Consider the following 25,894-nt stretch of genomic DNA (forward strand, 5'->3'; position numbering starts at 1 on the left):
CAGCCTGATAGATTTCAAAAATTGCAGGTATTTTCAGGTTCCTCCATGAGCATCGCCCTACCAGACTACTATTTCCGAGTGCGCGAGAATGGCGCCTTGGTGTTTCGCGTCGACACCGAAGACCGCAACCAGCGGCTTGCGATGAACCAGATCGCGGTGGTCAACCTGAAGAAAGGCGACATCAAACCCCATGGCGACAGGGTGCTGAGCGCGGATGATCTCACTGCCATCCGGGCGTGGATGGAAGAGCGCAAAGCCTTGCTCGCGGATCGTGAGGTCGACGACATCCTGCGCACCGTGGATCACCTGAACCTGACGGCACAATGGGCGCAGTCCCGCGCCAGCGACGATCAGCTGGCGCAGGTCACCGATGGGCTTTTGCTCGCGATGCATGACCTGCGGAGCACATTGGTACGCAAAAAAGCCGACCGTCTGTCACAGAACCACGGGCAGGACAGCTGAGCGCGTCACAGCACTGCGTCAGGTCCGACGGCTGCCCCCTGCCCTGAGATAGGAAAATCGGGCCGCTGCCACCTCAGGCGGCAGGACCGGCCGTCATGTCCGGGGGCAGATCGCCGGGCGGTGTCATGTTCATATGCTTCAGCGCATGCACCCAGAACCGCAACAGCAGCAGAACGCCCGCGGTGCTCAGGCCGAGGATCAGACCGATCCAGACACCGACGCCGCCCATCTCGAACCGGAAGCCGAGGATATAGGAGGTCGGCACCCCGACCGCCCAGTAGCTCAGAACCGCCATCACCATTGGCACGCCGGTATCCAGCAAGCCGCGCAACAGCCCCAGCGCGATCGCCTGCATCCCGTCCATCAGCTGGAACAGACCGGCCATTGCCAGAAGCGTGACACCGATTGCCAGGATCTCGGGCTTTTGCGGATCGTCCGGGTCAAGGAACAGCAGGATCAACGGCTCCGGAGCAAGAAAGAACACCAGCACCGTTGCCACCGCGATCAGCAGCGACGCCATCGTCACCACCAGCGCACCGCGCACCATATGCACCTTGTCGCTGCGCCCCAGCGCGTTGCCGACCCGAATGGTGGCTGCATTGGACAGCCCCAGATGCGCCATGAACGTCAGGCCCGCAACCGAAACCGCGATCCCATGCGCCGCCAGCGGCACCGTGCCCAGCCAGCCCATCATCAGCGCAGAGGCCGAGAACAGGCTCACCTCGCACAGGGTGGTCAGACCGATGGGCAGGCCGTGACGCACGATCTCGCGCATCATTTCCCAGTCGGGACGCTGCAGGTTGCGCAGCAGGTCATGCTCCGGCAGGCGCCACAGCGCGTAGCCCACCACCGCCAGCAAAGACACGCTTTGCGTCGCCAAGGAGGCCAGCGCAGCGCCTTGCAGGCCCATCTCGGGCAGGCCGAGGTGTCCAAAGATCAGCACATAGTTCACGACCGCATTGACCACCGCAGCCATCACCGTGATCCACAGCACCACCTGCGTGCGCTCCAGCCCGGCGAGGTAGGATTTCAGCACCATCACCAGAAGCGCCGGGAAGATCCCCCAGCCTGCAATCCGCAGGTAGGTTCCGGCATCCGCCGCCACCTGGGGCTCCTGTCCGGCCGCCAGCAGGATCGCCTCGGAATACCACATCAGGGGCGTCGACAGCGCGCCATAGACCACCGACAGCCACAGCCCCATGCGGGTGGAGCGGCGAATGCGGCGATGGTCATCCCGAGCGGCCGCCGAGGCCACCATCGGCATCACCGCAAAGGCAAACCCGGCACCCAGGATGAACCACACGAAAAAGAATGACTGCGCCAGCGTCACAGCGGCCAGCTCGGCAACACCATACCACCCCAGCATCACCGTATCGGTCAGACCGATGGCAAACTGCGCGATGTGACCACCGATCAGCGGCAGGCCAAGGATCGACAATGCGCGGACATGTCCGCCATAGCTCATCTGTACCGGGGGTGTATTTGCCATCTGATCGGCCTCCTTGTGGCACAAGCCCTTAGGCCGGGTTTGATGTATCGACAAGTCAGGTTTTCGTACCGATACAATTGCACAAGGAATAGGCAGTTGGAAAACGGCGAGAGCCCGCCTATAGCGGCCTCTCCGGCCAATGCGCTGTGTAACGCTACGTCACATACTACGCATCAGAAGCTGCAGGCACAGCACCAGAACCAGCCCACCGGCACAGACCTCCAGCGCGGCGGCCAGACGCGCGCCGCCGGTCCCCTCCTGCCCCAGCACCCGCGCCAGAACGCCACCGCGCACGCCCGCCGCAACAAGCGCAACACAAAGGGTCACACAGGCCGTGCCCACCCCCATCGCGAATGTCCCCGCCACCCCTGCCGACAGCACATCCAGCCGCCAGGTCAGCAACAGCAGGAACACTGCGCCCGTGCAGGGACGTGCCGCGATGCTGAGGATGATCGCCACGGCTTCCCGCCAGGAGGAGAGATTTGCGGCCTCCTCCAACGTCGGTCCGTGGCGATGACCACAGCTGGCACAGACTGCGCCCAGTCCATGATGGTGATGATCCGCATCACCATGGCCATCATCCGTGTGAGGGTCATGGGATGGATGGTCGTTAGATTGGCGATGGGTCTGGTGATGCGTGTGACCTGCCTCAGCCGTGGCGCCATGCCCCGGCGCCACATGGCCATGGTCGGCGTGATGATGCCGCCCGCCTGTTGCCCGCAGCCGAAGCGCCCTGCGCAGACCGCGCAGCAGCAGATACAGTCCAAGCAGCGCCATCAACCCGTAGGAGACTGGCGCCAGCAGATCCTCCGCCGTGGCGGTCAGCCGCTCCCGCCCCCAGTCAAACAGCCAGACACCGGCCAGCACCAGGATCACCGCGCTTGCCGCCTGGGCCAGGGAGGACGCAACCGCCAGACCAGACAGGCGCCACAGGGTGACGGCCCGCCCCAGCCCGTAGCCGCCGATCACCAGCTTGCCATGCCCCGGACCGGCTGCGTGAAAGAACCCATAGGCGAAACAGACGCCCATCAGGCTCCACCAGGCACCGGGCTGGCCGCCCTTCAGCGCCCGCAGCCCCTGCGCCATGGCATTCTGGGCCTCCCGCTGCGCCTCGGCCGCCGCACGCAGCAACGGCTCCGCGCCGCCAAAACCCCAGAGCCAGACCGCGCCCAGCAGCACAACCAGCAGCAGCGTGCTGCCAAGGATCGTCAGCAAATGCCGCGCCATCTCAGCCCTCACACGCCAGCGAGACGGTGGCGGCAAAGGCCGCACCGACCTCCGGATAGGCATCCTCGGCCTGCTCCGTCGGCATCGCATAGAGAAGTTCTTCGACCAGCGTATAGGCCCGGTCCAGATCCGGCGGCGTGACCGAGGCGGTACAGGGTCCGGTCACCTCCACCCCGCGGCTCAGGTCGTAGGCCGTGTAATAGGTCGGATCATAGGGTTTCACCGTCACCCCACCAGCCGCGACAGGCGTCTCGCCGATCAATTCGCGCCGGTGGCGGGTGGTGATGATGCCACGCTCCACCTCGGTGCTCAGGTGGACGGGGTCGCCCAGCGCCAAAGCACGCGCCCCGGCGGTCAGGTAAAGGTCGCCCTCGAACCCCTCGCTCCAGTTCATGTCAAAGCCTTTCAGCCGCTCCAGCTCCTGCGGCGTCAGCGCGCCGTCAAAATCACTGTCGAGCAGCAGATCCTCGAAGATCAGCAGCGAATAGAAATCATCATAGGCCCAGGTGACCTCCACCGCGGTCAGCTCTCCGGCGGCGTTCACCTCCAGCTTCAGCCCGGTGTCCACAAAGATATGCGGATGCGCCAGAAGCGGCGCAGGCGCGAGCAGGGCAATACAGAGGGCAAATTTCTTGATCATGTTATAACATCTACTGAAGGCACCCATAGGGCTCAAGCGGGTTTGAAGATCACGCGCGCATCCTGCGCCGGTTTCCGCCCGGCACCCGGCCCGCGGCTCACCGATGGCCCCAGTCCTGCGGATCGGCGCTGTTGCCCGGGCTCAGCCCCAGCACATCGCCCTGCGTCGAGCAGCCCAACCCCAGCACCGTGCGATTGGCATAGGCGAAATAGGCCACCACCTGATTGATCTCCAGGATTTCGCCATCAGACAGCCCATTGTCCCGCAGGGGCCAGATATCAGCCTGGACCATCTCTGCCGGACGCTCTGTCAGCTTTTGCGCATAGACCAGCGCGGCCTTATCCGCATCCCGCAGCGGCAGGCTGTCAATGTCACGCGCTGCAATGGCAGAGCGGATCGCATCGGCACGCGCATCATCCTGCAGCAACCGCTGCAAGCCCGCAAAATGATGCTCCACGCAATAGTCACAGCCGTTGAGAGCCGACACCCAGACCCCCAGCACTTCGAGAAACCACTTGGGCAGCGCATTGCCGCTGTGGTGCAGCACATTCTTGTAGAGCGCCATATGCCCTTCCATGGAATGCGGACGCAGGGAATGCGCCATCATGATGTTGTCGACATTGCCATCCGGCCCCACCACCCGGTCATAGAGCTTGCGCAGTTTTCCGGTCGCCTTTTCAAATGCAACGGTCTCAATCCAGGCCATTCGTCACCTCCAGCATATAATGCAGGCACGCTACCCCGCCGCCCGCGCAAAGCAAAGCCTCCCGGTCGCGCGGCAGGTCAGACCCGCAACCGCATCTCCTGCACCGCATCCAGCGCGGCGGTGATATCCTCGTCCCGCGTCCGGTGATTGGTGATCGCGGCGCGCAAACAGGTGGTTCCCGCCACATCCGTGGTGGAAAAGACCGCGCTCCCGGTCAGCTGCAGCGCCATGGCGATCTGCGTGTTGATCTGTGACTGGCGCTCCGGTGTCTCTTCGGCCGCGGCGGTAAAGACGCAGATGTTCGACACCACCGGATGCATCAACGCAAAGCCGTCCCGCGCCTCTACCTGCGCGGCCATCTGCGCCGCCTGCCTGCAATTGTCGGTGATTGCCGCTGCAAAGGCCGCCGCGCCAAACATCTCCAGCGCGCACCAGACCTTGATCGCGCGATTGCCCCGGCTGAGGTCGATACCGTAGTCGCAGAACCATGGCTCGCCCCCGGCAAGCCCCGCCTCGGCCCCCGCCAGATAGGACGGGCGCGCCGCAAAGGCCGCCCGGTGCGCGGCCGCGTCCCGCATCAGCACCAACCCGCAGTCATAGCCCACATACATCCATTTGTGAAAATCCAACGCCAAACTGTCGGCCCGTACGATACCATCACTCAATCCCCGCCACGGCGGCTCCGCCAGCCGGGTCCAGGCACCAAAGGCCCCATCCACATGCAGCCAAAGCCCCTCGGCAGCCGCCAGATCCGCCAGCGCATTGAGGTCGTCAAACAGCCCGAGGTCCACCGATCCCGCCGTGCCCACGATCAGGAACGGCATCGCGCCCGCCGCCCGATCCTCGGCCAGCATGGCCCGCAGCGCCTGCGGATCCATTTGCCCGTCGCGCAGCGGCACCCGGCGCAGGTTCTGCGATCCAATTCCCAGCAGCTCCAGCGCCTTCAGCGTGGCATTGTGCACGCCTGCCCCCGCATAGGCCGTCAGTCGCCGATCCCCCTGCCCCGACTGCCGCAGATCCGGCACCGCCCGCACCCGCGCCGCCTGAAACGCCAGCACCGTGGCCTGCGACGTGCCGGAGGTGAAAACGCCGCTTGCGCCCTCGGCAAAGCCCATGGCCTGCCGCGTCCAGTCGATCACCGCGCGTTCCATCCGGTTGGCGCCATGGTCGCGACCGCCGCAATTGGCATTCACCGCCGCCGCCGCCATGCCCGCGATCAGATCAGAGGCCAGCCCGGTGCCCTGCACCCAGCCCCAGAACCGCGGATGGATATTGCCGCCATGATGCGGCAGCACCTCCTCGACCAGCCGCGCCACCAAGTCGCCCTGATCCGCCTGCCCGATGGCATAGCGCGCCTCCAGATCCTCTGGCACCGGCTGCCAGGGCCGGTCGCGCGCCACCTGCATCTGGCTGATCGCCGCATCCAGCATCCGCCGCGCCTCCACGCGAAACGCGCCCCAGTCGTCGGGGTCCAATATACCGTTCTTTTCCATGGACCTATGTCCCCCGTTTGCTAAGCTGCGACTGTTTGAACAGCACATTGAGCAGCCCCCCGCGCAGGGTCAACTCGGGCTGCACCCAAAATCGGCAAAGGGAGGTTTGATCGTGGCCATTGGACGCGTCGAGCGTATCACCGCTCTGGTGGCGGCGCTCTTGGGCATTGCAACCGGCATCGGCTACTTTTGGGATCGGCTCAGTCCGACGCCGACATTGGCCTATTTCGACGGCACCGCCAGCACCGATGCCAGCCAGCTCGGCGACGGCGACAACACCGCGCTGCGTGATTTTCTGGCCCAGCAGGGAAACAACCCGGTCTTTCTGGACCTCTCCGTCTACGTCAACGAGCTGTCACCACGCCGCACACCGGCCTGCGACACGGATCCGCCCGCTGGTATGAGCGCGGCCCCGGACGCGAGCTCCTACGTGTTCTGGTCTCTCGAGCCGAACCACACCTGCACCACAGGGACCGGCGCACAGCAGCCCTCCGCGGTCATGTTCGCCTTAGACTTGGCCCTGGATCAGACCATACCGGGCGCCGACGTCCAAATCCCCCCATCCTCCAGCGGCGGCGTGGGGCGTTGGGTTCAGCGGATCTCCGGCTTCTTTCTGGTTGCGCACGGCAGTTACGGTGGGCAGGAAGTCTTTACCCTCACCCCCACAGCTGTTGCGCAGGATCTACGGCAGGCCACCCGTACGGCCGCCGCCAAACGCTGACCGGGCGGGGCGTCGACACGCGGGATGCAGCCTTATCCACAGGCGCGTCACGCCCCTTCCCCCGCCCGATCACATACGCCATAATAGCCACCAACCAAACCCAACGATAAGAGCAGTGATCCGCATATGGCCGACGATCTCCTGAGCCCGTCCTCGTCCGACACCTATGACGCCTCCTCCATCGAAGTCCTCGAAGGCCTGGAACCCGTGCGTCAACGCCCCGGCATGTATATCGGCGGCACCGACGAACGGGCGCTGCACCATATGGTGGCGGAAATCCTCGACAACTCCATGGACGAGGCCGTCGCCGGTCACGCCAACCGCATCGAGGTGGAACTGAACGCCGACTACTCGCTCACCGTGCGCGACAATGGCCGCGGCATCCCGATCGATCCGCACCCGAAGTTCCCGGACAAGTCGGCGCTGGAAGTGATCCTCTGTACCCTGCACGCGGGCGGCAAATTCTCCGGCAAGGCCTATCAGACCTCCGGCGGTCTGCACGGGGTCGGCTCCTCGGTGGTCAACGCCCTGTCGGATCTGCTGGTGGTGCAGGTCGCCAAGAACAAGGAACTCTTTGAACAGCGGTTCTCGCGCGGTGTACCGCAGGGGCCGGTGGAAAAGATCGGCGCCGCCCCCAACCGGCGCGGCACCACAGTGACCTTCCACGCCGACGAGCAGATCTTCGGCTCGCATCGCTTCAAACCCAAGCGCCTGTTCACCCTGGTGCGCTCCAAGGCCTATCTGTTCTCCGGCGTCGAGATCCGCTGGAAATCCGCCATCGACGACGGTGAAACCCCGACCGAGGCCACCTTCCACTTCCCCGGCGGTCTCAAGGACTATCTGACCGAGGTGCTGGGCAAATCCTCCGTCTACGCCGACGCGCCCTTCGCCGGAAAGGTGGAGTTCCGCGAGAAGTTCAACGCGCCCGGCTACGTGGAATGGGCGATCAACTGGACCCCCTCGCGGGATGGCTTCACCCAGTCCTACTGTAACACCGTCCCCACCCCCGAAGGCGGCACCCATGTCGCCGGCTTCTGGGCCGCAATGCTCAAGGGCATCAAGGCTTATGGCGAGCTGGTCGGCAACAAGAAGGCCGCCAGCATCACCCGCGAGGATCTGATGGCGGGCGGCTGCGCGCTGGTCTCCTGCTTCATCGCCGATCCGGCCTTTGTCGGCCAGACCAAGGATCGCCTCTCCACCGAGATCGCCGCCAAGATGGTGGAAAACTCGGTGCGCGATCACTTCGACAACTGGCTCGCCGCCGACACCAAATCCGCCGGTGCCATCCTCGATTTCCTGGTGCTGCGGGCCGAGGAACGCCTGCGCCGCAAGCAGGAGAAGGAGACCCAGCGCAAATCGGCCACCAAGAAGCTGCGCCTGCCCGGCAAGCTCACCGATTGCACCTCCAAGGACCGCTCCGGCACCGAGCTGTTCATCGTCGAGGGCGACTCTGCGGGGGGCTCCGGCAAGGGCGCACGCTACCGCGAATATCAGGCGCTGCTGCCGCTGAAGGGCAAGATCCTCAACGTGCTGGGCGCCGCCTCCGGCAAGCTGACCTCAAACGCCGAGATCCGCGATCTGTGCGAAGCGCTTGGCGTTGGCTTGGGCACCAAGTTCAGCCTCGATGACCTACGCTATGACAAGATCATCATCATGACCGATGCGGATGTCGACGGCGCCCATATTGCGTCCCTGTTGATGACCTTCTTCTTCACCCAGATGCGCCCGCTGATCGACGGCGGCCACCTCTATCTGGCCTGCCCGCCCCTGTTCCGCCTGACCCAAGGCGCCAAGCGCGTCTATTGCCTCGACGAGGCTGAGCGCGACATGTGGCTGGAGAAAGGCCTCGGCGGCAAGGGCAAGATCGACGTCAGCCGCTTCAAGGGTCTCGGCGAGATGGACGCCAAGGACCTGAAAGAGACCACCATGGACCCCAAGACCCGGAAATTGATCCGGGTCACCATCGACGAGGACGAACCCGGCGAGACCGGCGATCTGGTCGAGCGTCTGATGGGCAAGAAACCCGAACTGCGCTACCAGTATATTCAGGAAAACGCCAAGTTCGTGGAGGAGCTGGATGTTTGAGCGTTCCTGATCGCCATCACATTTTAGCGGAAACCTACCAAAAACAATTTATTGCAGAAGGCAAGTGCGTCTGGGTTCATGACAAAGAGGAGGGGAAGCAATTCCCCACTCAACCCAAAAACTCCACTGTACGTACAGGCTTCAACACCGCACTTTTGCCGGATGGCAGCTTTGACAAGGCGTCGATGGAAACGTTCTTTTCAACGCTGGAAACTGAATACGCCCAAATCATCACCCAATTTCGATCAGGTTTCCAGACTAGCGAGCGAATAGGCTATGCTATCGCCTTCATGCAATTTCAAGCGGCACGTTCTCCATTAGTTCGAAGATTCATGACCGATTTGCTACTACAGCTCACTCCTGACGACGAGCGCCTTCTGAAGGTATTGCAGGTAGAGAATGTAGGAATCGAACTTCTTCGGCGAGCACGAGCAGGTGATGCAGATGCGAAGACAAAAATTGGACTACATTCTACCAAACACATTGTGGATGGAGTGAGTAACGCGCTAAAGGGACTTTGGTACAGACCTATACGCCTCTGTTCTCCCATGCCATTGGTAACCTCCGACAATCCAGTGATATATTTTTCGGTCAAGAGACAAAACGGAAAAGTACAGACCGGGTTGCCATTTGAAGGGTCAAGAGTTCTGTGTTTCTTTCCAATGGCGAAAGACATCCTTCTATTCGGCGACACTGAACGCCCGCCTCTTGACAAGTTAATGAACGATAGGCCTAGTCAGATTTCTAATTCTATCGCATTGGTAAAACGGCTGAACGCTGTAAGCGCCATAAATGCGGAGCGAAGTATTGTCGCTCCTTCCGAGACGAGTTTAAAAAGAACCATGTCGTCTATTGCCAAGAAAACTGCTAGTGTTTCCACTTTGCTTGAGATGTACAATCAGTTGGCGAAAGCCGCTTTATATGTAACTTCCGAACACTGGAAGTAATCCCGCAACACAACGCCCGCGCCTGACCTTGGGGAGGCGTGAAGCGCCTTCCCGGGGGGAAGGTCAGGCGCGGGCCGTGCGGCTACGCCCCACGTCCCAAGTGAAATCCTGCAGGTGCTGCACTTCGAATTGCAATGTTCGATGCGAGGGGCTCCGCCCGTCCGAACCTCAAACGCTCCCCCAGAGCGATTGCCGCAGCGCGAACCGGTTCGAACTCCCCGGGGGGGGGGGAGCTGAGACGGTCCTGGAAACTGTCCGGGGGACAGTTTCAGGTCGCAACGGGCGGAGCCCAATCAAGCGCGGGCCGTGCCGCTGCGCGCCACGCCCAAAGGGAAACTCCGACAAGCGCTGCGCATCGGCGCACACGGCTGCGCGCGCAGATCTCCGACCGCCCAGCCCTCACATTCATCTTCTCTCAAATATCCCCGCCGGAGGCTCCCCGAACGCCCCAAGCGCCGCGGCCACCGGCGTTGCACCCCCGGCGCACGGCCAGCACGCGCGCCCTTTACCCCCGCATGCCATACTCAACGGCGTCGCGACATCGGGCGCGGGCTGACATCCCGCCGCCCAACCGGAGAACAGGGCCCCAGAGACCACCCCTTCATCGGGTGCAGGGGATCCGGCCAGACGCGGGGAAACCTGCGCCATCTCTCCGCCTCCCCGGGGACTTCAAACCCTCGTGGCGGCGCCGCCATTTATCACGCTCTTTGCCACAACGCCTTGTAAGGCAGTGACAAAACAGATTGATCCCAGCAGGCCACCGCGCCTCACCTTCCCGCCAGACAGAGGGCGGAGAAGGGCATCTGCACGTCTGGCCTTCATCACCTCACCGCCCAGCTGCTGCAGTTGCGGCTGGGCGAATCCATCGTGGAGCTACGCCCCCGCACGCGCTAAGCTTGCCCGAAGAGACCCCATATTCGACCTGCCCGGCTGAGGACGCCACCCATGCGCCATTTCGACGAGATCTTTGCCATCCCGGTCGCCCGCCATTGCGACCCCGCCGCGCTCAAGGGCAGACGGGCACAGCCCATGTCGCAGATCGCCGCCCGGCCCAAGGACCGCTGGCCGCCAGTGGTCTCCCTCTGTGCCGTCAACGCGGGTTGCGACCGACAAGTCACTGATACGCCCGCCGCCATAAAAGAGCCGATGCAGATGCGGCCGGACGCCTGCGCCAGCTGGGCGGCGCAATCGGACCAGTCGCTTCCCAGGGGCAGCCGGGTGCGGGCGTTCAGTGTCTAGGGCGCTCCTCCTCATTCTGATCCTGCTGGCCGCCTGCGGCCGCAGCCCGACCGAGCGGGAACGCTTGTTCCTCGGCACCATCCATGGCGACAGTCTGGATTATGCCCGCCTGCGTCTGGTCGAGGGCGCGCCACTGCGCGCGGTCACCTTCCGCCGCCCGCAACGCCCCCGCACCACCTGCCGCGAGCGCATCCTGCCACCGCGCCCCGCCGGCGAGCTGGTCACCGCCTCTCCCGCTGCGGTGGCGCTGTTCAACCGCATCTTCTTCACCCGCGAATGGTTTGCCCCGGACTACACGCCCGACTATCCGCAAACGCTGCATCTGGTGGAGGCGATGCTCCTGGCGCATGAGGCCACCCATGTCTGGCAATGGCAGAATCGCGCCCTCACCGGCTACACCCCGCTGAAGGCGCTTGGCGAACATAGCGCCTCGCCCGATCCTTATCTGTTTGACCTAGATGGCCCGGCAGAGTTCCTCGCCTATGGCTACGAACAGCAGGGCACCATCGTGGAGGAATACGTCTGCTGCCGCGCCCTCGCCCCCAAGGCCCCGCGCACCCAACGCCTGCATGAGATGCTCGCCGAGGTGATGCCCGTCTCCGACCTGCCGCACAGCCGCGAAAGCGACGTGCTGTTGCCCTGGAAGGGTGCCAAACTCGACAAGATCTGCGATTGATCCCCGGCCCAGAGGAGCGTTGCGTAGAAATACGCGGGCGCACGGATAGCGCTTGCCCCCTGTTTGCCAGCGCCGCATTCTGCCCCGACACGCAATCGCAGGTGGAGCGATCATGGGGAGGACAAGCGAAATGACCCAGTATGCGCTGATCATGCTGGCGGCCGGGATCGGCATTCCGGTGCTGGCTGCGCTCAACGCGCGATTGGGGCAGTTCCTCGGCGCCCCGGGCGCGGCCTGCGTGGTGCTTTTTGCGGTGGCCTTTGTCGCGGCGATCGCATTCTACATGCTGGTGGGGCCCAAAACCCTGACACAGGTTGTGGTGGCCCCGAAACACCTGCTGCTGGGTGGGATTCTGGTGGCCTTCTACGTGCTCTCCATCACCCATGTGGCGCCCCATTTCGGGGTTGGCAACGCGGTGTTCTTCGTGCTGTTGGGGCAGCTGTTGTCCGCCGCCGCCATCGACCATTTTGGCCTCTTTGGCGCACAGATCAGCCCGCTGACATGGATGCGGGCGCTGGGTATTTCGGTGATGGCCGCCGGCGTCTGGATCACCCAGATCGCCGCCTGACCCCCGCTTTGCCTGCTGAAATCAGCGTGCATCACCCCGCGCGCAGCACGCCCTCTTCCAGCCGCAGCACCCGGTCCATACGCGCCGCCAGCTCCAGGTTATGGGTGGCGATCAGTGCCGACAGGCCGGTCTCAGATACCAGCCGCATCAGCACATCAAACACCTGATCCGAGGTCGCCGGATCAAGGTTCCCGGTCGGCTCATCCGCCAGCAGGATACGCGGGCTGTTGGCCAGCGCCCGGCAGACCGCCACCCGCTGTTGCTCGCCCCCGGAAAGCGCTGCCGGTCGATGCGCGGCGCGGTCCGACAGTCCCACAAGCGCCAACAGCTCGGCGCCGCCCGCCTCTGCCGCGCGTTGGGAGACGCCATTGGCCAGCTGTGGCAGCACGAGGTTTTCCAGCGCCGTGAACTCCGGCAGCAGGTGGTGGAACTGGTAGACAAACCCCACATCCTGCCGCCGCACCCGCGTGCGCTTGCGATCACTGGCGCCCGCCATGTCCTGCCCGCCGATCTCGACGGTGCCCGCATCGGCCACATCCAGCAGGCCTGCGATCTGCAACAGCGTTGACTTGCCCGCCCCCGAAGGCGCCACAAGCGCCACCACTTCGCCCGCGCGCAGGGTCAGATCCGCGCCGCGCAGCACCTGCACCTCGCCCGGGGTGCCGGGCAGATAAGTCTTGGTCAGCCCGTCGATCTGCAATGTGATCTCACTCATAGCGCAGTGCCTCCACCGGGTTCATCCGCGCCGCACGACGGGCCGGAAATATGGTCACGACAAAGGACAGGCCCAGCGACAGGCCCACCGCCGACAGCACATCGCCCATCTGCAACTCCGCAGGCAGCGCATAGATGCCGCGGATCGAGGGATCCCAGACTTCGCCGCCCATCGCATAGTTCACAAAGGAGAAAATCGGATCGATATAGATCGCGAACAGGCAGCCAAGGATCACCCCCAGCAGCGTGCCGATCACCCCGGTGATCGAGCCACAGATGAAGAACACCCGCATGACCGACCCTTCGCTGAGGCCGATGGTGCGCAGGATACCGATGTCGCGGCCCTTGTTCTTCACCAGCATGATGAGGCCGGAAACGATGTTCATCGTCGCGATCAGAACCAGGATCGACAGGATCACGAACATCACGTTGTCCTCGACCTCCAGCGCCCGCAGAAAGCCCCCTGAACTGTCGCGCCAGCTCCAGACGCCATAGCTCTGCCCCGCGGCCTGCAGCAGCGGCAGGATATACTGATCGACGGCCTCGGGGTCGGCGACCATCACCTCGATCTCATCCGCCGCCCCTTCGCGGTTGAAATAGCTCTGCGCCTCGGCAAAGGGCAGATAGGCGCGGGTGTTGTCGATGTCATAGCGCCCGGCGGTGAAGACATAGACCACCTCATAGGCGTTGACGCGTGGCGAGGTGCCAAAGGCGGTTTTGACCCCGTTGGGAGAGATCAGCTTGACCTTGTCGCCAATGCTCAGCCCCAAGCTGCGCGCCACACCGGAACCGATCGCAATCCCCTCGTCAAAGCGACCAAGATCGCCATAGGATTCTTCGCTCTGCGCAACACCCGGGATCTCGGCGAGATCTGCGGCGTGGATGCCATAGACCTGCACCCCGGCATTGCGATCCCCGCGGCTGGCCATCACCTGGCCCTTGATCAGGGGCGCCGCCTGCAACACTCCGGGCACCTCGCCCACTGCATCCGCCAGCGCGGCAAAATCGGTAATGCGCCGGTCCAGCGTGCCGGCTGCCGTGACCTCGCCATGCGCATAGACGGTGGCATGGGCATTGGCGCCAAGAATGGTGCCGACGAATTCCGACCGGAACCCCGACCGCACCGCGAGCGTGGCAATCAGCGCAAAGACCGCCAGCGTGATGCCGATGAGTGAGATCCAGGTCATCACCGAGACACCGCCCTCGCTGCGGCGGGCGCGCAGATAGCGCCAGGCGATCATCCATTCGAAACGGGAAAAAGGCGCGGGTGCGGCCATTTAGGCTGTCTTCCTTATGTGGTGCAGATCCGGCTCCGACCGTCGGGAGCGCGCGTCGCGCAGACCCTAGGGGCGCACGCGGGCACGGTCAAGCAAGCCGGTCGTGGCGGCGCGCGCGGCGGGCAAAGACACGCCGGAGCCCGCGCAACACCGCCCAGAGCAGACCGCCTCCCAGAAGCGCCCCAGCACCCGCCAGCAGCATCGCGTCAAGAGACACCGGAACCGCGGGTTCAAAGGCGCTGAGCGTGGCGCTGGCGATCTCTGTTTCGGCAAAACGCCCCAGATGCAGCGCCCGCTCCACCGGGGCCATCGCCGCCAGCTCATGCAGATCGGAGGACAGACGCGCATATCGGTCGATGGTGGCGGCCATGGTCTCGGCTCGCTGCGCTCCCATCTCGCCACCCTGCGCCAGTTGCACCAGCGCCGCCTGCCGTTCGAGGCCAAGGGCCGCTGCATCCGCGTCAAACTCTGCCACCGTGCGGCGCAACGCATCCACATGGCCGCCGAGCCGCTGCAGATAGGCCTGCGCATAGGCCGGGAACTGCGACAGACCAACGCCCGCGCCCAGACCGCCCAGCAGAGACACCATCCGCGTGATCATGTTCGTTGTCCTTCTCTCCGCCCGTCGCCGCACAGGTGCCCCCATGCGCCCGCCGGGTGCACCCCTCAGCATGAGCGCGCTATCAAACCCGCGCAACCCTCCCCTGTGAAGGGGAAAGGGGGGCGCTCCCGCCCCCTTTTGGTGTTTTGCAGTCGCAAAACGCCGAAAAGGCGTTGGGGGGGGCGCCGGGCCTCTGGCCCGGCGCCCCCCCCAACCCACAGGGCCCAACCGGATCAGGGCATGTTTCATGCCCGCAAGACGGACGGGAGCCCTGACAGCACGCACCGATACGGAGCGATCTGCAAAAAACAGCGCAAAAACCGCAGGCGCACCAGACAATCGGTATGAAATGCAACCCTTTGGTAAACTATCAGCAGCCATTCTCCCATAGGTGGATTTAGACCTTTGCCGCATGGATCGCGCCATGAGGAGATTGATATCATGACAGCTATTTTGCCGGGCCAAGACCCCCGGATCGCACAGATTTTTCAGGATATGGCCAGCAACAAACGCACCCTCAAGGATGCCGATGAGGTCGAACAGGCAGGCAAACGCGGCCAGGCGGCCATGCACACCGAATATCAGATGCGGGCAGAGGATGGCATCACCGTCAAGGAAGGCATGGGCGTCGGCGATATCAACCTCACCGCCCAACGCTACCGCCAGCAGGCCGCGGACATGCGCGTCGCCATCGCCAAACTGCGGAACGAGGATCCCGACCACGCAGATTACGCCACCACTGTCGCCATGCAGTTCCTCGGGCAAGTCAGCACCGGTGACACGATGGCGGACACGATCCTGATGTCGATCGTGGGCGGTGACGCGACGGATGACACCTTCCTGAGCGCCAAATTCGCCATGCCGGATGCGGTGGGCACCGCAGGCGCGGATGAGGTCTCGGTGGAAACCGAGGGTATGATCTTTGGCGTCAAGACCGGCGACGGGGCCGATGTGGTCTCCCTCAGCGGCGCGCAGGTCTTTGACGTCAGCACCGATGCCACGCCCACCATTGCCGTCACGGTTGCCGACACGGAAGGCTCCAAAACCTGGATGAGCACGCAAACCTTTGCCAACGATGACAGGCTGACCATTCAGGCCGAAACTGCGGGGGCCATCAGCACCGGTGGCGGCGATGACAGCCTCCGCATTGATGCGGATAACCTCTACAGTGTCTCCGCCGGGGACGGGAACGACGGGCTGCGGATCTCAGCCGATTATGCGCAGGGCATCAATGCAGGTGCAGGCAATGATATCATCAGCTTACACGCGACAATTGCCGAGCGCATCAGCGGCGGCGACGGGGCCGATGCGATTGATGTCACGGCCGCGCGGGGCTCTGTGGATGGTGGTGAGGGCGACGACCTGATCCGCATCTCCGCAACCGAGGCCGTCACAGTGAGCGGTGGACGTGGCAATGACATGATCGAAGTGCGCAATGGCGGTGGCACCGTCACCCTGTCGCGCAACGATGGGGACGGCGATGATATTGCCATGCTGGCACCTGGGGCAAACCTGACCATCGCCTCTGCCGCGCCCACCAGCATCACCCGCGAAGGCGACAAACTGCTCCTGCGCTATGCCGATGGCGGCAGCCTCACCCTGAGCGGGATTGATCAGGCGGGAGAGATTTCCCTCGCCAATGCCCGCGGCGATGATCCTGTAGCGCTGCAAATCCCGGCGGCAGACGCCACTGGTGTCGATCTGAGGGTCTGACGTTCGGATCTGACAGAGGCCACGGTTGCCGCGCCTTCAGATACCCCCCGGAAGACATGAGTATTGGTAGGTACCCAGTGGGCGCACTCGCGCATCGGGCTGCGCGCCCTTCACCGGCGTTGCGCGTATCACTCAAACAAAGACATCTGATCTGGATGCGGCTGCGTAGGTGTCGCAGGGTTGTCCGCACGGACTGCATCAACCAACGCGCGGAGGTCTCTGGCCAAGTCCGGGCACAGCTCTTGCAGACGCGCGGCCTCCTGCGATGCAAAACTGAATTCGCGCGCGCTCATGTGAAACGGGACATCCTCATCTGCCTCCAAGGTTTCGAGCATCTCTTTGATCGACCAGCCATCGGATAGAAACCCGAGTGCCCGCTCAAAACTCTCATGCTCGGGATGCGCCCAAGCGATAATCCCGCGCAAGTAGTGGGCAGCCTGCGCGCGATCTGCGCCCTCGATCAACGTGTTCAACGCACGACAAACCTGCACGGCCCATGGTTCGATCCAAACCACCAGCGCCTCAAACAGCGCATCCGCAGGCGGGATCATCGCGGGTGGAATCGAGACATGCCAATGATCCAGATCCGCCCCCGAGAGCGGCAATCCTTCGTAGGCGCAGTAGCTTGCAGGCGCACGTTTGGCCAAGGCGAGAAGATGGGCGAAAAAATCAAAGAGCGGTGCCACCGCATCCTCATAGCGACCTGCGATCTGCCAGAGCCACGGCAGTGCCGCCCAAGTGGCCGGGTAGAGCGATTCCTGATGATACAGGCGATCCCACAGCAACGTGTTGCACAGCTCCGGGTCCCATTGCTCCAGGAGGCTACAAAGAGGTCCCCGCACATCCTCCACGCCGTAAGCGCCAGGCAAATGGTCCCAAAGCGGATCATCAAGTGAAAGTTGCATCGTGGTAATATCCGAACTGAAATCTGGCCAGACTGTTACATAACATTCGGCGCAGAAAAACCCCGCCCAACGAGTCTGTCGGGCGGGGTTCTCAATTCTGTATGTGCCGGTGGCTTCAGAAGCCGCGCGGCGTGGGGTGGTTGGCGTAGATCGCGGCGATCTTTTTCACTGCCTCTTCCGGGCTCATCTCTTCGCTTTCGCCGCTGCGACGCGAGGTCAGTTCGACCACACCGTTCTTCAGGCCGCGCGGGCCGACGGTGATGCGCCATGGCAGACCGATCAGATCCATGGTGGCAAACTTGCCGCCTGCCCGTTCCTTGCGATCATCATAGAGCGGCTCCAGACCAATGCCGGTGAGGGCAGCATAGAGCTGCTCGCAGGCCGCGTCGGCCTCATCGTCGCCCTGCTTGAGGTTCACGATCCCGCAGTGGAAGGGCGTCACGCCTTCGGGCCAGATGATGCCCTTGTCGTCGTGGCTGGCCTCGATGATGGCGCCGAGAAGACGCGAGACGCCAATCCCGTGAGAGCCCATGTGCACCGGCACGCTGTCGCCCTCGGCGGTCTGCACGGTGGCGCCCAGCGCCTCGGAGTATTTGGTGCCGAAGTAGAAGATCTGGCCGACCTCGATGCCGCGTGCGACGCGGCGACGATCCTCCGGGACCTCGTTGAACAGGGTCTCTTCGTGGGTCTCGTCGGTGCGGGCATAACGAGAGGTGAACTCCTCCAGCACCGCCTGGCACTCCGCCACGTCATCATAGTTGATCTCGCGGTCGCCGAATTTCAGATCGGTGATCTCGCTGTCATAGAAGACCTCGGATTCGCCGGTGTCGGCCAGCACCAGGAACTCATGGGTGTAGTCGCCACCAATCGGGCCACCATCGGCACGCATCGGGATCGCCTGCAGGCCCATGCGCTCGTAGGTGCGCAGGTAGGTGACCAGATGGCGGTTGTAGGCGTGCAGCGCCGCCTCCTTGGAGAGGTCGAAGTTGTAGCCGTCCTTCATGTAGAATTCACGCCCCCGCATCACGCCAAAGCGCGGCCGGATCTCATCGCGGAACTTCCACTGGATCTGATACATCGTCAGCGGCAGGTCCTTGTAGCTGGACACATTGGCGCGGAAGACATCGGTGATCAGCTCCTCGGCGGTGGGGGTGAACAGCATGTCGCGGTCGTGGCGGTCCCGAATGCGCAGCATTTCCTCGCCGTAGGCGTCATAGCGCCCGGACTCGCGCCAGAGGTCGGCGGACTGGATCGTGGGCATCAGCATCGGGATATGGCCTGCGCGCATCTGCTCTTCGTGCACGATGCCTTCGATCTTCTTCAGCACGCGATAGCCCAGCGGCAGCCAGGTGTAGATCCCCGCCGCGGACTGTTTGATCATGCCGGCGCGCAGCATGTAACGGTGGCTGACGACCTGGGCCTCGGAGGGGGTTTCCTTGAGGACAGGCAGGAAATAGCGGGACAGGCGCATAATGGCTCCATGCGGTGAGAGGTGTTTTGCCCGGTGTAGTGGCTGGAACCCGCGTGGACAAGAGTTGAGATGCCTGCAGGATCTGGCGCCCGCGCTCATCCACAAACCGGATCACACACCGCCCTCCCAATGACCCAATGCACGCAAAGGTAATTTTATTACTCGCCTTCACGCAAAGCCGATATGCGGCGCATCACACCTGCCACAATTGCCCAGTGAAAATTGGCCGATCACAATTGGCCAGCGATACTGGCCCGAAGACAATTGAATACCTCTGCCCGTGTGAATCGGTCAAACCGTGCAAAGCCTCCGCCCATTCGACATCAGCACAGCCCGGTGTCGTGACATGCCCAACGAAGCGAATGATCTGCCGTCTGCGCTTGGCCTCGCTGCAAGATTGGACATCGCAGCATGCAGGTCGATCCGTCTGCAGGGGAGCGGCCCTGACATGCCCTGCACGGCAGTCGGACTACTAAACCCTTAGCAGGCTGTATTCGCGACCTTCGAAACGCCAAAGCGATTCCCCCTTGCCCCCGCTGCGCGCCCCTTCGATCCGGCACGAAACAGCGCGCACTCCACAGCCCAACCGGTTGCAGCCCCGGATCGGTTCACAGCCACCGCACAGGAGATTTTGCGTCGACGTCCAACCGCAAACTGTGTAAGCAACGGGCCCGTCAGTGTTTTTGATCGCACCTGTTTCGACCTCGTTGCGAGATGTGGCGCGTGCCCGACAGAAATAGTTTTAATTCGACGCAGTTTTTTGACACATTGTCGCCGAATGCGCGTATTCAACGAATGGAATTTCGGCACTATAGGTTTTCTGCCGCCGAATTTCAGGCCAGTCCTTGTTTAGTTTAAAAGATGTGTTGTTGATGAACCAAGCTGCCAATTTCACCCCCGACTCCTATGATGTGCAACTGCGCGAACTTGGATTGGTGGAAGATGAATACGACGCTGGTTTCGACAATCTCACCGCTTTGGCAGCCCGGGTTCTGAAGGCCCCCACCGCATTGTTTTCGGTGGTGCAGCCCAGCCTTGACCGGCAATTTTTCAAGAGCTGCATCGGCCTTCCCAAGCTGGCGGTCGAACTGCGCCAGACCTCACTGTCCTACTCCTTCTGCCAGTATGTGCAGGCCACCAACCAACCGCTGGTGATCGAAGACAGCCGCAGCGATGCTGAGCTGAGAGACAATGCGGCGGTGGTGGATCTGGGCTTGGTCGCCTATCTTGGCGCTCCAATCCATCTGCCGGATGGTACCCCCATCGGGGCGCTCTGCGTCATCGACACGGTGCCGCGACGCTGGAGCGAAGAGGATCTGGAGACCATTCGGCAGCTCGCGCGCAGTGTTGACGACATGATCGCCCTCCGGCGCGCGCGCGACACGGCTCAGGAGGCGCAGGCTGACGCCCTGCGGGAAGCCGACGCCCGCAAGACCTTTCTGGCGCATATGAGCCACGAGATCCGCACACCGCTGAACGGGATCATCGGCTCCGTCGACCTGCTGATGCGCAACGGGTTGGGACCGACGCAAATGCAGAAGGATCAGACAGAGCTGCTGCGCACCGTCAGCCGCTCCGCACAGAGCCTGCAACGCCTGCTGAGCGACGCCCTCGACATCGCCAAGATCGACGCGGGAAAGCTGGAACTCGCCTCCGCGCCCTTTGACCTGCGTGAAGTGGTGGATGACGCGATCCAGCTGTTTTCGGCGCAGGCCCGCGACAAGGGCATCGACCTCAGCCACAGTTTTGCCGGCATCGAAGTGCAGGAACTGCGCTACGGTGATGCATTTCGACTAAGCCAGATCCTCGGCAATCTACTGAGCAATGCGATCAAGTTCACCGATCATGGAGGGGTCAACCTCTGCCTGCGTGGAACGCCGGAGGCATTGTTCATCACCCTGCGTGACAGTGGCTGCGGCATTGCGCCGGAACAGCTGGATCAATTGTTCCAACCCTTCATCCAGGCGGATGCCAGCGTTGCGCGCGAACGGGGCGGCACGGGTCTCGGCATGACGATCGTACAGCAGATGGTGGCGCTGATGGACGGGCGCATCCGAGCTGAAAGCACGCCCGGCGAGGGCACCACATTCCGTATGCGACTGCCGCTGCCTGTGACCCAGGCCCAGCCGCACACCGCGCATGCCACGCCAGCGTTGTATGACTGCGATGACATGCGCACACCTCCCGCAGAGCCCCTTCAGGGCAAGCGTATTCTGATCGCAGATGACAGCCCCAGCAACCGGATGGTCCTGCAAAGGATGCTGGAGAACCTCGGCGCCAGCGTCGACAAGGCCTTTGACGGCGGGGATGCCTTTGCGCGCGCGGTGACCAACCGCTATGACGTGATCTTGCTGGATATTCACATGCCCGGTCACAACGGCATTGAAGTGGTGCGCAAATTGCGCGCCCACCCTCGCCATCTTGCACATGCGGCGCTCTGTGTGGCGGTGACCGGAAACACCCGACGCGAACAGGTCACGGCCTATTTCGATGCGGGGTTTGACGCCTGGCTTGGCAAACCACTGCGCCAGTCTGATCTGATCCGGGTCCTGGCCCCACTCATGAAGGACATCCCCGTCCCCGGGCGCTCTCTGACCAACCGCTACGTTGCGGAATGACACAGGCCGCCGCGCAGCAGCATCCTGTGCACTCGGATCGGCGTAACTCTCTCTTGCAACTGCATGTGCCATGGGCGATCACATAGGCATCGGAGAACAGCCAGAACGAGGATGCCGGATCATGGCACTGCCCGCGCGCAAGCAATTGAAATACTGGGGCGTTGCCGCAGTCCTCTTCGCCGTGGTGATGTGGGCGCTCGGCAATGTGCTGCTGCCCTTCATCCTTGGTGGCGCAATCGCATATATGATCGACCCCCTCGCCGACCGGCTGGAGCGCGCCGGGCTGAGCCGGGAAGGCGCAACCGCGGTGATCACTGTGGCTGCGGTTCTGATTTTCCTGATCATGCTGCTGCTCATCGTGCCCATGCTGGCGAACCAGATGATCGATCTGGTGCAAACCCTGCCTCAGGCCTTGTCCAATCTGCGCGACTTTGCCCAGGACCGCTTCCCGGATCTGTTCGAGGAAAACAGCCGCGTGCGCGAGGCGCTCGCAGGGCTGTGGTCAATCCTGCAGGACAAGAGCATGGGGCTGTTGCAAACCTTTGTCGGCTCGGCCCTGTCCCTGTTGAACGTTGTGGTGCTGATCGTGATCGTGCCGGTGGTATCGGTCTACCTGCTGGTGGACTGGGACCGGATGGTCGCGCGCATCGACGCCTTGCTGCCCCGCGATCACGCACCGGTGGTGCGCCGCCTGGCGCGCGACATCGACAACGTCCTGTCCTCCTTCGTTCGCGGCATGGGCATGGTCTGCGTGATTCTCGGCACCTATTACGCGGTGGCGCTGATGCTGGTGGGGCTGAACTTTGGCCTTGCGGTGGGGTTCGTCGCAGGTCTGGTGACCTTCATCCCCTACCTCGGGGCGATCATCGGTGGCGTGCTGGCGATCGGTCTGGCGCTGTTCCAGTTCTGGGGCGCGCTTGAAGGCGCCGATGGCGAGATGATCCGCCAGGGCACCGACTGGATCCGCATCGCGCTGGTCGCGGGCATCTTCATGATCGGCCAGATGGTCGAGGGCAATTTCCTGACCCCGAAACTGGTCGGCAATTCCGTCGGGCTGCACCCGGTGTGGCTCCTGCTGGCGCTGTCGGTCTTTGGTGCGCTGTTCGGCTTTGTCGGCATGCTGATCGCGGTGCCGGTGGCGGCGGTCATCGGGGTGGTTGCACGTTTTGCCGTGGAGCAGTATCTCGACAGTCGACTTTATCAGGGCCAAAGCCATCGGGATGCTGCGACCCTTTCCGTGGACGAGCCGCGCTCCGACATTTGATCCAGACACCAGGCACAGAACAAGCAGACTGACGATGTCCGAACAGCTGAGCTTTGATCTCCCGGCGAAACCGGCGCTGGGGCGGGATGATTTCTTCGTGGCGCCATCGAACGCGATGGCCGTGGCGCTGATCGACCCCGCCTTTGCCTGGCCCTCGGGCAAACTGGTGCTGAGCGGGCCGAAGGGATCCGGCAAGACCCACCTTGCCCATGTGTGGGCCAAGGAAAGCGGCGCCCGCGTGGTGCCCGCGCAGACACTGACCGAAGCCGATGTTCCCATGCTGGCAAGCGGCCCCGTCGCCATCGAGGACGTGCCGGAGATCGCCGAGGACGCGCTGGCTCAGAAGGCGCTGTTTCACCTGCACAACATGGTGCTGACCCATGGCCATCGTCTGATGCTGACCGGACGCCCGGCGCCGAACCTCTGGGGCCTTGGCCTTGCCGATCTGCAAAGCCGGGTGCAGGCCGCCACCCATGCCGCGATGGATGCACCGGATGACGCACTGCTGGCGGTGGTTCTGGCCAAACTGTTCAACGACCGTCAAATCACCCCGAAGCCTGACGTGATCCCCTATCTGGTGGGGCGTATGGACCGCAGCTTTGCCGCCGCACAGGCGGTGGTGGATCAGCTCGACCGGCTGGCGCTGGCGGAGCAGCGCACCCTGAGCCGCGCCCTGGCCATCCGCATGATGGCCAACGACCGAGAGCGTGAAGACGGATGAAACGCCCCGTGACAGGATATCGCCTGCGCCCCGGATCCCGCCGCTGCCGAATTGACCTGATCGCCCTGATAGACCATCCTTCCCACAGCCAAAACGCCCCGGAGTCTGCATGACAATCCAGTCTGACGCCCCGACACACGCCGCCTCGGACATCACATCCGCCGGGCTGGACAGTCCCGAGGCCCCGCAGCCCGATGCACAGGGCGAGGACTGGGGCCCCTATGGCCGACCGCTGTTTGACGACCCGGACGCGCGCGCACTAAAGCGAGTCGGCGTGGTCGATGTGGGCTCGAACTCGGTGCGTCTGGTGGTGTTTGACGGCGCCGCCCGCAGCCCGGCCTATTTCTACAATGAAAAGATCATGTGCGGCCTCGGCGCGGGCCTGTCGGAAACCGGCAAGCTGAACCCGAAGGGCCGCGCCCGCGCGCTGGCGGCGCTGCAGCGCTTTCAGATGCTGGCGGACGGGTTGCTGCCCTACCCGCTGACCGTGGTGGCCACCGCAGCGGTGCGCGACGCCAGCGACGGGCCGGAATTCTGCGCCGAGGTGGAGGCCGCCACCGGCCTGCGCATCCGGGTCATCACCGGCGCCGAAGAGGCGCGGCTGTCAGCGCAGGGTGTGCTCTTGGGCTGGCCCGGCGCCTATGGTCTGATCTGCGACATCGGCGGCTCCTCGATGGAGCTGGCGGAGATCCATGACGGCGAGGTCGGCAAATGCGTAACCTCCAACCTCGGCCCGCTGAAACTGAAGGACATCACGGGCGGACGGCGCGGGCGCAAGAAACACATCGATGAGGTGATGACCGGGCTGCGTGACCAGATGGGCGATCAGCGCGACCGGCTGTTCCTGGTCGGCGGAAGCTGGCGGGCCATCGCCCGCGTCGACATGTTGCGGCGCAACTACCCGCTGACGGTGCAGCATGAATACCGCATGACCGCCAAGGACGTGCGCGAAACCGCGAAATTCATCGAAAAGAACGACCTCGACAAGATCCGCAGCGACTGCGGCATTTCCTCGGCGCGGATGGCCTTGGTTCCTTATGCGGTGGATGTGCTGGCCCGGCTGGTGAAGACCTTCCGCCCCAAGGACATCGCGATTTCGAGCTATGGTATCCGCGAGGGGCTGCTCTATGAACAGATGCCCGAGCGTCTGCGCCAGCGCGACCCGCTGATCGAGGCGGCGCGCTTTGCCGAGGCGAAGGACGCGCGGGTTCCGGGCTTTGGCAAGACGCTCTATACGTTCGTGAAACCCCTGTTTTCCGGCGCGCCTTATGCCAAGTTGCGATTGGTGAAGGCGGCCTGCGTGCTGCATGATGTCAGCTGGCGCGCGCATCCCGATTACCGCGCCGAAGTCTGTTTCGACAATGCCACCCGCGCCAATCTGGGCGGGCTGAAACACTCCGAACGGATCTTTCTCGGCATGGCGCTGCTGCATCGCTATCGCAACAAGCGTCAGGGCACCCATTTCGAGCATCTCTATGATCTGCTGGCCCCGGAAAAGCAGAAAGAGGCAGAGATCCTCGGCAAGGCCATGCGCTTTGGCGCCATGCTGATGGTGGGCGAGGATCAGGACATCGGCAGCCTGCGCTGGCAGCCGCGCAAACGCATCCTGCATGTGGAATTGCCCGCCGCCAGCGCGCCGCTCTTTGGCGAGGTGGCGCAATCGCGGCTGATGTCACTGGTCAATGCACTGGAGGCTGAGGTGCGCGTCACTGTCGAAGGCAAGCGCGGCGCGCTGCTGCAAAAGGACTCGCGGGAGTAATCAAGCTCCCCGGACCAGGTCCCTTGCGATTGGGCATCTTCGGATGTGGTGCCAGTTCAGCGCGCAAACCGGGGCATACCGACCCTTCGCGCCATTACGACGCGGCGGTGCCGCCAGCGTGCGGGTCGTCCCGTCCCGGCTCATTCGGATCGCAGGAGAAAATGGCGATCTTGTTGCCTTGCGGGTCGCGAAGGTAGCCGACATAGAAGTGAGCCCCGTAAGAGGCGCGAAAGCCCGGCTGGCCCGCGGAGCCACCACCCGCAAGACATGCGGCGGCGTGAAGCTCGCGGACCTGCTGTTGAGTACGCGCCTCGAATGCGACCATGCAGCCATTGCCAGCCGAGGCCGGACCCCCGTCGAATGTCGGCTTCACGTAGAAATCCGGCAAGACCGCAGACTGCCCCGGCGCAACGGGCAGCGCGTAGCTCAACCCCTCAGCACCCTCCTCTTTCAGCGTATAGCCCAGAGCCGGCAGGATCGCCGAATAAAACCGTTTTGCACGTGCGATGTCATCCGCACCAACTGTGACATAGGCAATCATGTTTGGCGTTTCGCTCCACGTGATCAATCAGTCCGACGCGCCTGTTGCGTTGCTATG

Annotated in this window: 23 protein-coding genes; 12 read left to right on the top strand and 11 right to left on the bottom strand. The window is 63.3% G+C overall.

Annotated features, from left to right (window positions below):
- Positions 1–45 precede the first annotated feature (45 nt).
- Positions 46–462, top strand: a complete 417-nt coding sequence (locus tag R1T40_RS07825) for a hypothetical protein (protein WP_317386498.1) — start codon at positions 46–48, stop codon at positions 460–462.
- 73 nt (positions 463–535) lie between these two features.
- Here R1T40_RS07825 and R1T40_RS07830 read toward each other — a convergent pair whose 3' ends face one another.
- The 5 genes from R1T40_RS07830 to R1T40_RS07850 form a co-directional block, all read right to left on the bottom strand.
- Complete coding sequence (locus R1T40_RS07830) at positions 536–1,951, bottom strand: MATE family efflux transporter (RefSeq protein ID WP_317386499.1); 1,416 nt, start codon at positions 1,949–1,951, stop codon at positions 536–538.
- A 159-nt stretch (positions 1,952–2,110) separates the two neighbouring features.
- Positions 2,111–3,178: a nickel/cobalt transporter gene (locus tag R1T40_RS07835; RefSeq protein ID WP_317386500.1), complete on the bottom strand. Its 1,068-nt coding sequence runs from the start codon at positions 3,176–3,178 to the stop codon at positions 2,111–2,113.
- A 1-nt stretch (position 3,179) separates the two neighbouring features.
- A complete protein-coding gene (locus R1T40_RS07840; protein WP_317386501.1) occupies positions 3,180–3,818 on the bottom strand; it encodes a DUF1007 family protein in 639 nt (212 codons plus the stop codon).
- Positions 3,819–3,915: 97 nt separating this feature from the next.
- Positions 3,916–4,524 (bottom strand): peroxidase-related enzyme, encoded by a 609-nt coding sequence (locus R1T40_RS07845; protein ID WP_317386502.1) that lies wholly within the window; start codon positions 4,522–4,524, stop codon positions 3,916–3,918.
- 77 nt (positions 4,525–4,601) lie between these two features.
- The gene (locus R1T40_RS07850) at positions 4,602–6,017 is read right to left on the bottom strand and encodes a pyridoxal phosphate-dependent decarboxylase family protein (RefSeq protein WP_317386503.1); all 1,416 of its coding nucleotides are present in this window, start codon (positions 6,015–6,017) and stop codon (positions 4,602–4,604) included.
- Positions 6,018–6,129: 112 nt separating this feature from the next.
- On the opposite strand from R1T40_RS07850, the gene R1T40_RS07855 reads away from it, so the two are divergent.
- The 6 genes from R1T40_RS07855 (at position 6,130) to R1T40_RS07880 (ending at position 12,253) form a co-directional block, all read left to right on the top strand.
- Complete coding sequence (locus R1T40_RS07855) at positions 6,130–6,738, top strand: hypothetical protein (protein WP_317386504.1); 609 nt, start codon at positions 6,130–6,132, stop codon at positions 6,736–6,738.
- A gap of 126 nt (positions 6,739–6,864) precedes the next feature.
- Entirely contained in the window at positions 6,865–8,823 is a 1,959-nt protein-coding gene (gene parE, locus R1T40_RS07860) for a DNA topoisomerase IV subunit B (RefSeq protein WP_106162813.1), read from the top strand.
- Positions 8,820–9,770 (top strand): DUF4238 domain-containing protein, encoded by a 951-nt coding sequence (locus R1T40_RS07865; RefSeq protein ID WP_317386505.1) that lies wholly within the window; start codon positions 8,820–8,822, stop codon positions 9,768–9,770. The genes parE and R1T40_RS07865 overlap by 4 nt, the downstream gene beginning before the upstream one ends.
- Positions 9,771–10,715: 945 nt before the next feature.
- Positions 10,716–11,009, top strand: coding sequence for a hypothetical protein (locus R1T40_RS07870; RefSeq protein ID WP_317386506.1), 294 nt, complete (start codon positions 10,716–10,718; stop codon positions 11,007–11,009).
- Complete coding sequence (locus tag R1T40_RS07875; protein WP_317386507.1) at positions 11,002–11,685, top strand: hypothetical protein; 684 nt, start codon at positions 11,002–11,004, stop codon at positions 11,683–11,685. The genes R1T40_RS07870 and R1T40_RS07875 overlap by 8 nt, the downstream gene beginning before the upstream one ends.
- Before the next feature lie 130 nt (positions 11,686–11,815).
- A complete protein-coding gene (locus R1T40_RS07880) occupies positions 11,816–12,253 on the top strand; it encodes a DMT family transporter (RefSeq protein ID WP_317386508.1) in 438 nt (145 codons plus the stop codon).
- A gap of 31 nt (positions 12,254–12,284) precedes the next feature.
- On the opposite strand, the gene R1T40_RS07885 is transcribed toward R1T40_RS07880, so the two are convergent.
- From R1T40_RS07885 to R1T40_RS07895, 3 genes are all read right to left on the bottom strand, one after another.
- Positions 12,285–12,968: an ABC transporter ATP-binding protein gene (locus R1T40_RS07885; RefSeq protein WP_317386509.1), complete on the bottom strand. Its 684-nt coding sequence runs from the start codon at positions 12,966–12,968 to the stop codon at positions 12,285–12,287.
- Positions 12,961–14,244, bottom strand: a complete 1,284-nt coding sequence (locus tag R1T40_RS07890; protein WP_317386510.1) for a lipoprotein-releasing ABC transporter permease subunit — start codon at positions 14,242–14,244, stop codon at positions 12,961–12,963. Before R1T40_RS07890 ends, R1T40_RS07885 begins: the two co-directional genes overlap by 8 nt.
- Positions 14,245–14,332: 88 nt before the next feature.
- Positions 14,333–14,845: a DUF2937 family protein gene (locus R1T40_RS07895; protein WP_317386511.1), complete on the bottom strand. Its 513-nt coding sequence runs from the start codon at positions 14,843–14,845 to the stop codon at positions 14,333–14,335.
- 441 nt (positions 14,846–15,286) lie between these two features.
- Between R1T40_RS07895 and R1T40_RS07900 the strand changes: the two genes are divergently transcribed.
- Positions 15,287–16,558: a calcium-binding protein gene (locus tag R1T40_RS07900; protein WP_317386512.1), complete on the top strand. Its 1,272-nt coding sequence runs from the start codon at positions 15,287–15,289 to the stop codon at positions 16,556–16,558.
- A 128-nt stretch (positions 16,559–16,686) separates the two neighbouring features.
- Here the strand turns inward: R1T40_RS07900 and R1T40_RS07905 are convergent, their stop codons facing one another.
- Together R1T40_RS07905 and proS are read right to left on the bottom strand one after the other, a co-directional pair.
- The gene (locus tag R1T40_RS07905) at positions 16,687–17,463 is read right to left on the bottom strand and encodes a hypothetical protein (protein ID WP_317386513.1); all 777 of its coding nucleotides are present in this window, start codon (positions 17,461–17,463) and stop codon (positions 16,687–16,689) included.
- Between the two features lie 115 nt (positions 17,464–17,578).
- Positions 17,579–18,934, bottom strand: a complete 1,356-nt coding sequence (gene proS / locus R1T40_RS07910; protein ID WP_317386514.1) for a proline--tRNA ligase — start codon at positions 18,932–18,934, stop codon at positions 17,579–17,581.
- An 872-nt stretch (positions 18,935–19,806) separates the two neighbouring features.
- Between proS and R1T40_RS07915 the strand changes: the two genes are divergently transcribed.
- The 4 genes from R1T40_RS07915 to R1T40_RS07930 all read left to right on the top strand — a co-directional run bounded on the left by R1T40_RS07915 (position 19,807) and on the right by R1T40_RS07930 (position 25,296).
- Positions 19,807–21,552 carry an ATP-binding protein gene (locus R1T40_RS07915; RefSeq protein ID WP_317386515.1) on the top strand — a complete coding sequence of 582 codons (1,746 nt, stop codon included), beginning with the start codon at positions 19,807–19,809 and terminating at the stop codon, positions 21,550–21,552.
- 121 nt (positions 21,553–21,673) lie between these two features.
- Positions 21,674–22,816: an AI-2E family transporter gene (locus tag R1T40_RS07920; RefSeq protein ID WP_317386516.1), complete on the top strand. Its 1,143-nt coding sequence runs from the start codon at positions 21,674–21,676 to the stop codon at positions 22,814–22,816.
- Positions 22,817–22,850: 34 nt separating this feature from the next.
- Positions 22,851–23,537 carry a P-loop NTPase family protein gene (locus tag R1T40_RS07925; protein WP_106162826.1) on the top strand — a complete coding sequence of 229 codons (687 nt, stop codon included), beginning with the start codon at positions 22,851–22,853 and terminating at the stop codon, positions 23,535–23,537.
- A 109-nt stretch (positions 23,538–23,646) separates the two neighbouring features.
- Positions 23,647–25,296 (top strand): Ppx/GppA family phosphatase, encoded by a 1,650-nt coding sequence (locus R1T40_RS07930; RefSeq protein ID WP_317386517.1) that lies wholly within the window; start codon positions 23,647–23,649, stop codon positions 25,294–25,296.
- A gap of 94 nt (positions 25,297–25,390) precedes the next feature.
- Here R1T40_RS07930 and R1T40_RS07935 read toward each other — a convergent pair whose 3' ends face one another.
- The gene (locus tag R1T40_RS07935; protein WP_317386518.1) at positions 25,391–25,837 is read right to left on the bottom strand and encodes a VOC family protein; all 447 of its coding nucleotides are present in this window, start codon (positions 25,835–25,837) and stop codon (positions 25,391–25,393) included.
- Between the last annotated feature and the right edge of the window lie 57 nt (positions 25,838–25,894).

It is taken from the genome of Tritonibacter scottomollicae, from assembly GCF_032924845.1.
Lineage (GTDB): Bacteria > Pseudomonadota > Alphaproteobacteria > Rhodobacterales > Rhodobacteraceae > Epibacterium > Epibacterium scottomollicae.

Excerpts from the sequence above, each read along its gene's own strand:
- R1T40_RS07850 (WP_317386503.1), bottom strand. The coding sequence starts at position 6,017 with ATGGAAAAGAACGGTATATTGGACCCCGACGACTGGGGCGCGTTTCGC.
- R1T40_RS07835 (WP_317386500.1), bottom strand. The coding sequence starts at position 3,178 with ATGGCGCGGCATTTGCTGACGATCCTTGGCAGCACGCTGCTGCTGGTT.
- R1T40_RS07885 (WP_317386509.1), bottom strand. The coding sequence starts at position 12,968 with ATGAGTGAGATCACATTGCAGATCGACGGGCTGACCAAGACTTATCTG.
- R1T40_RS07870 (WP_317386506.1), top strand. The coding sequence starts at position 10,716 with ATGCGCCATTTCGACGAGATCTTTGCCATCCCGGTCGCCCGCCATTGC.
- R1T40_RS07830 (WP_317386499.1), bottom strand. The coding sequence starts at position 1,951 with ATGGCAAATACACCCCCGGTACAGATGAGCTATGGCGGACATGTCCGC.
- R1T40_RS07840 (WP_317386501.1), bottom strand. The coding sequence starts at position 3,818 with ATGATCAAGAAATTTGCCCTCTGTATTGCCCTGCTCGCGCCTGCGCCG.
- R1T40_RS07890 (WP_317386510.1), bottom strand. The coding sequence starts at position 14,244 with ATGGCCGCACCCGCGCCTTTTTCCCGTTTCGAATGGATGATCGCCTGG.
- R1T40_RS07895 (WP_317386511.1), bottom strand. The coding sequence starts at position 14,845 with ATGATCACGCGGATGGTGTCTCTGCTGGGCGGTCTGGGCGCGGGCGTT.
- R1T40_RS07880 (WP_317386508.1), top strand. The coding sequence starts at position 11,816 with ATGACCCAGTATGCGCTGATCATGCTGGCGGCCGGGATCGGCATTCCG.
- R1T40_RS07915 (WP_317386515.1), top strand. The coding sequence starts at position 19,807 with ATGAACCAAGCTGCCAATTTCACCCCCGACTCCTATGATGTGCAACTG.
- R1T40_RS07920 (WP_317386516.1), top strand. The coding sequence starts at position 21,674 with ATGGCACTGCCCGCGCGCAAGCAATTGAAATACTGGGGCGTTGCCGCA.
- R1T40_RS07925 (WP_106162826.1), top strand. The coding sequence starts at position 22,851 with ATGTCCGAACAGCTGAGCTTTGATCTCCCGGCGAAACCGGCGCTGGGG.
- R1T40_RS07905 (WP_317386513.1), bottom strand. The coding sequence starts at position 17,463 with ATGCAACTTTCACTTGATGATCCGCTTTGGGACCATTTGCCTGGCGCT.
- R1T40_RS07825 (WP_317386498.1), top strand. The coding sequence starts at position 46 with ATGAGCATCGCCCTACCAGACTACTATTTCCGAGTGCGCGAGAATGGC.
- proS (WP_317386514.1), bottom strand. The coding sequence starts at position 18,934 with ATGCGCCTGTCCCGCTATTTCCTGCCTGTCCTCAAGGAAACCCCCTCC.
- R1T40_RS07935 (WP_317386518.1), bottom strand. The coding sequence starts at position 25,837 with ATGATTGCCTATGTCACAGTTGGTGCGGATGACATCGCACGTGCAAAA.
- R1T40_RS07845 (WP_317386502.1), bottom strand. The coding sequence starts at position 4,524 with ATGGCCTGGATTGAGACCGTTGCATTTGAAAAGGCGACCGGAAAACTG.
- parE (WP_106162813.1), top strand. The coding sequence starts at position 6,865 with ATGGCCGACGATCTCCTGAGCCCGTCCTCGTCCGACACCTATGACGCC.
- R1T40_RS07900 (WP_317386512.1), top strand. The coding sequence starts at position 15,287 with ATGACAGCTATTTTGCCGGGCCAAGACCCCCGGATCGCACAGATTTTT.
- R1T40_RS07930 (WP_317386517.1), top strand. The coding sequence starts at position 23,647 with ATGACAATCCAGTCTGACGCCCCGACACACGCCGCCTCGGACATCACA.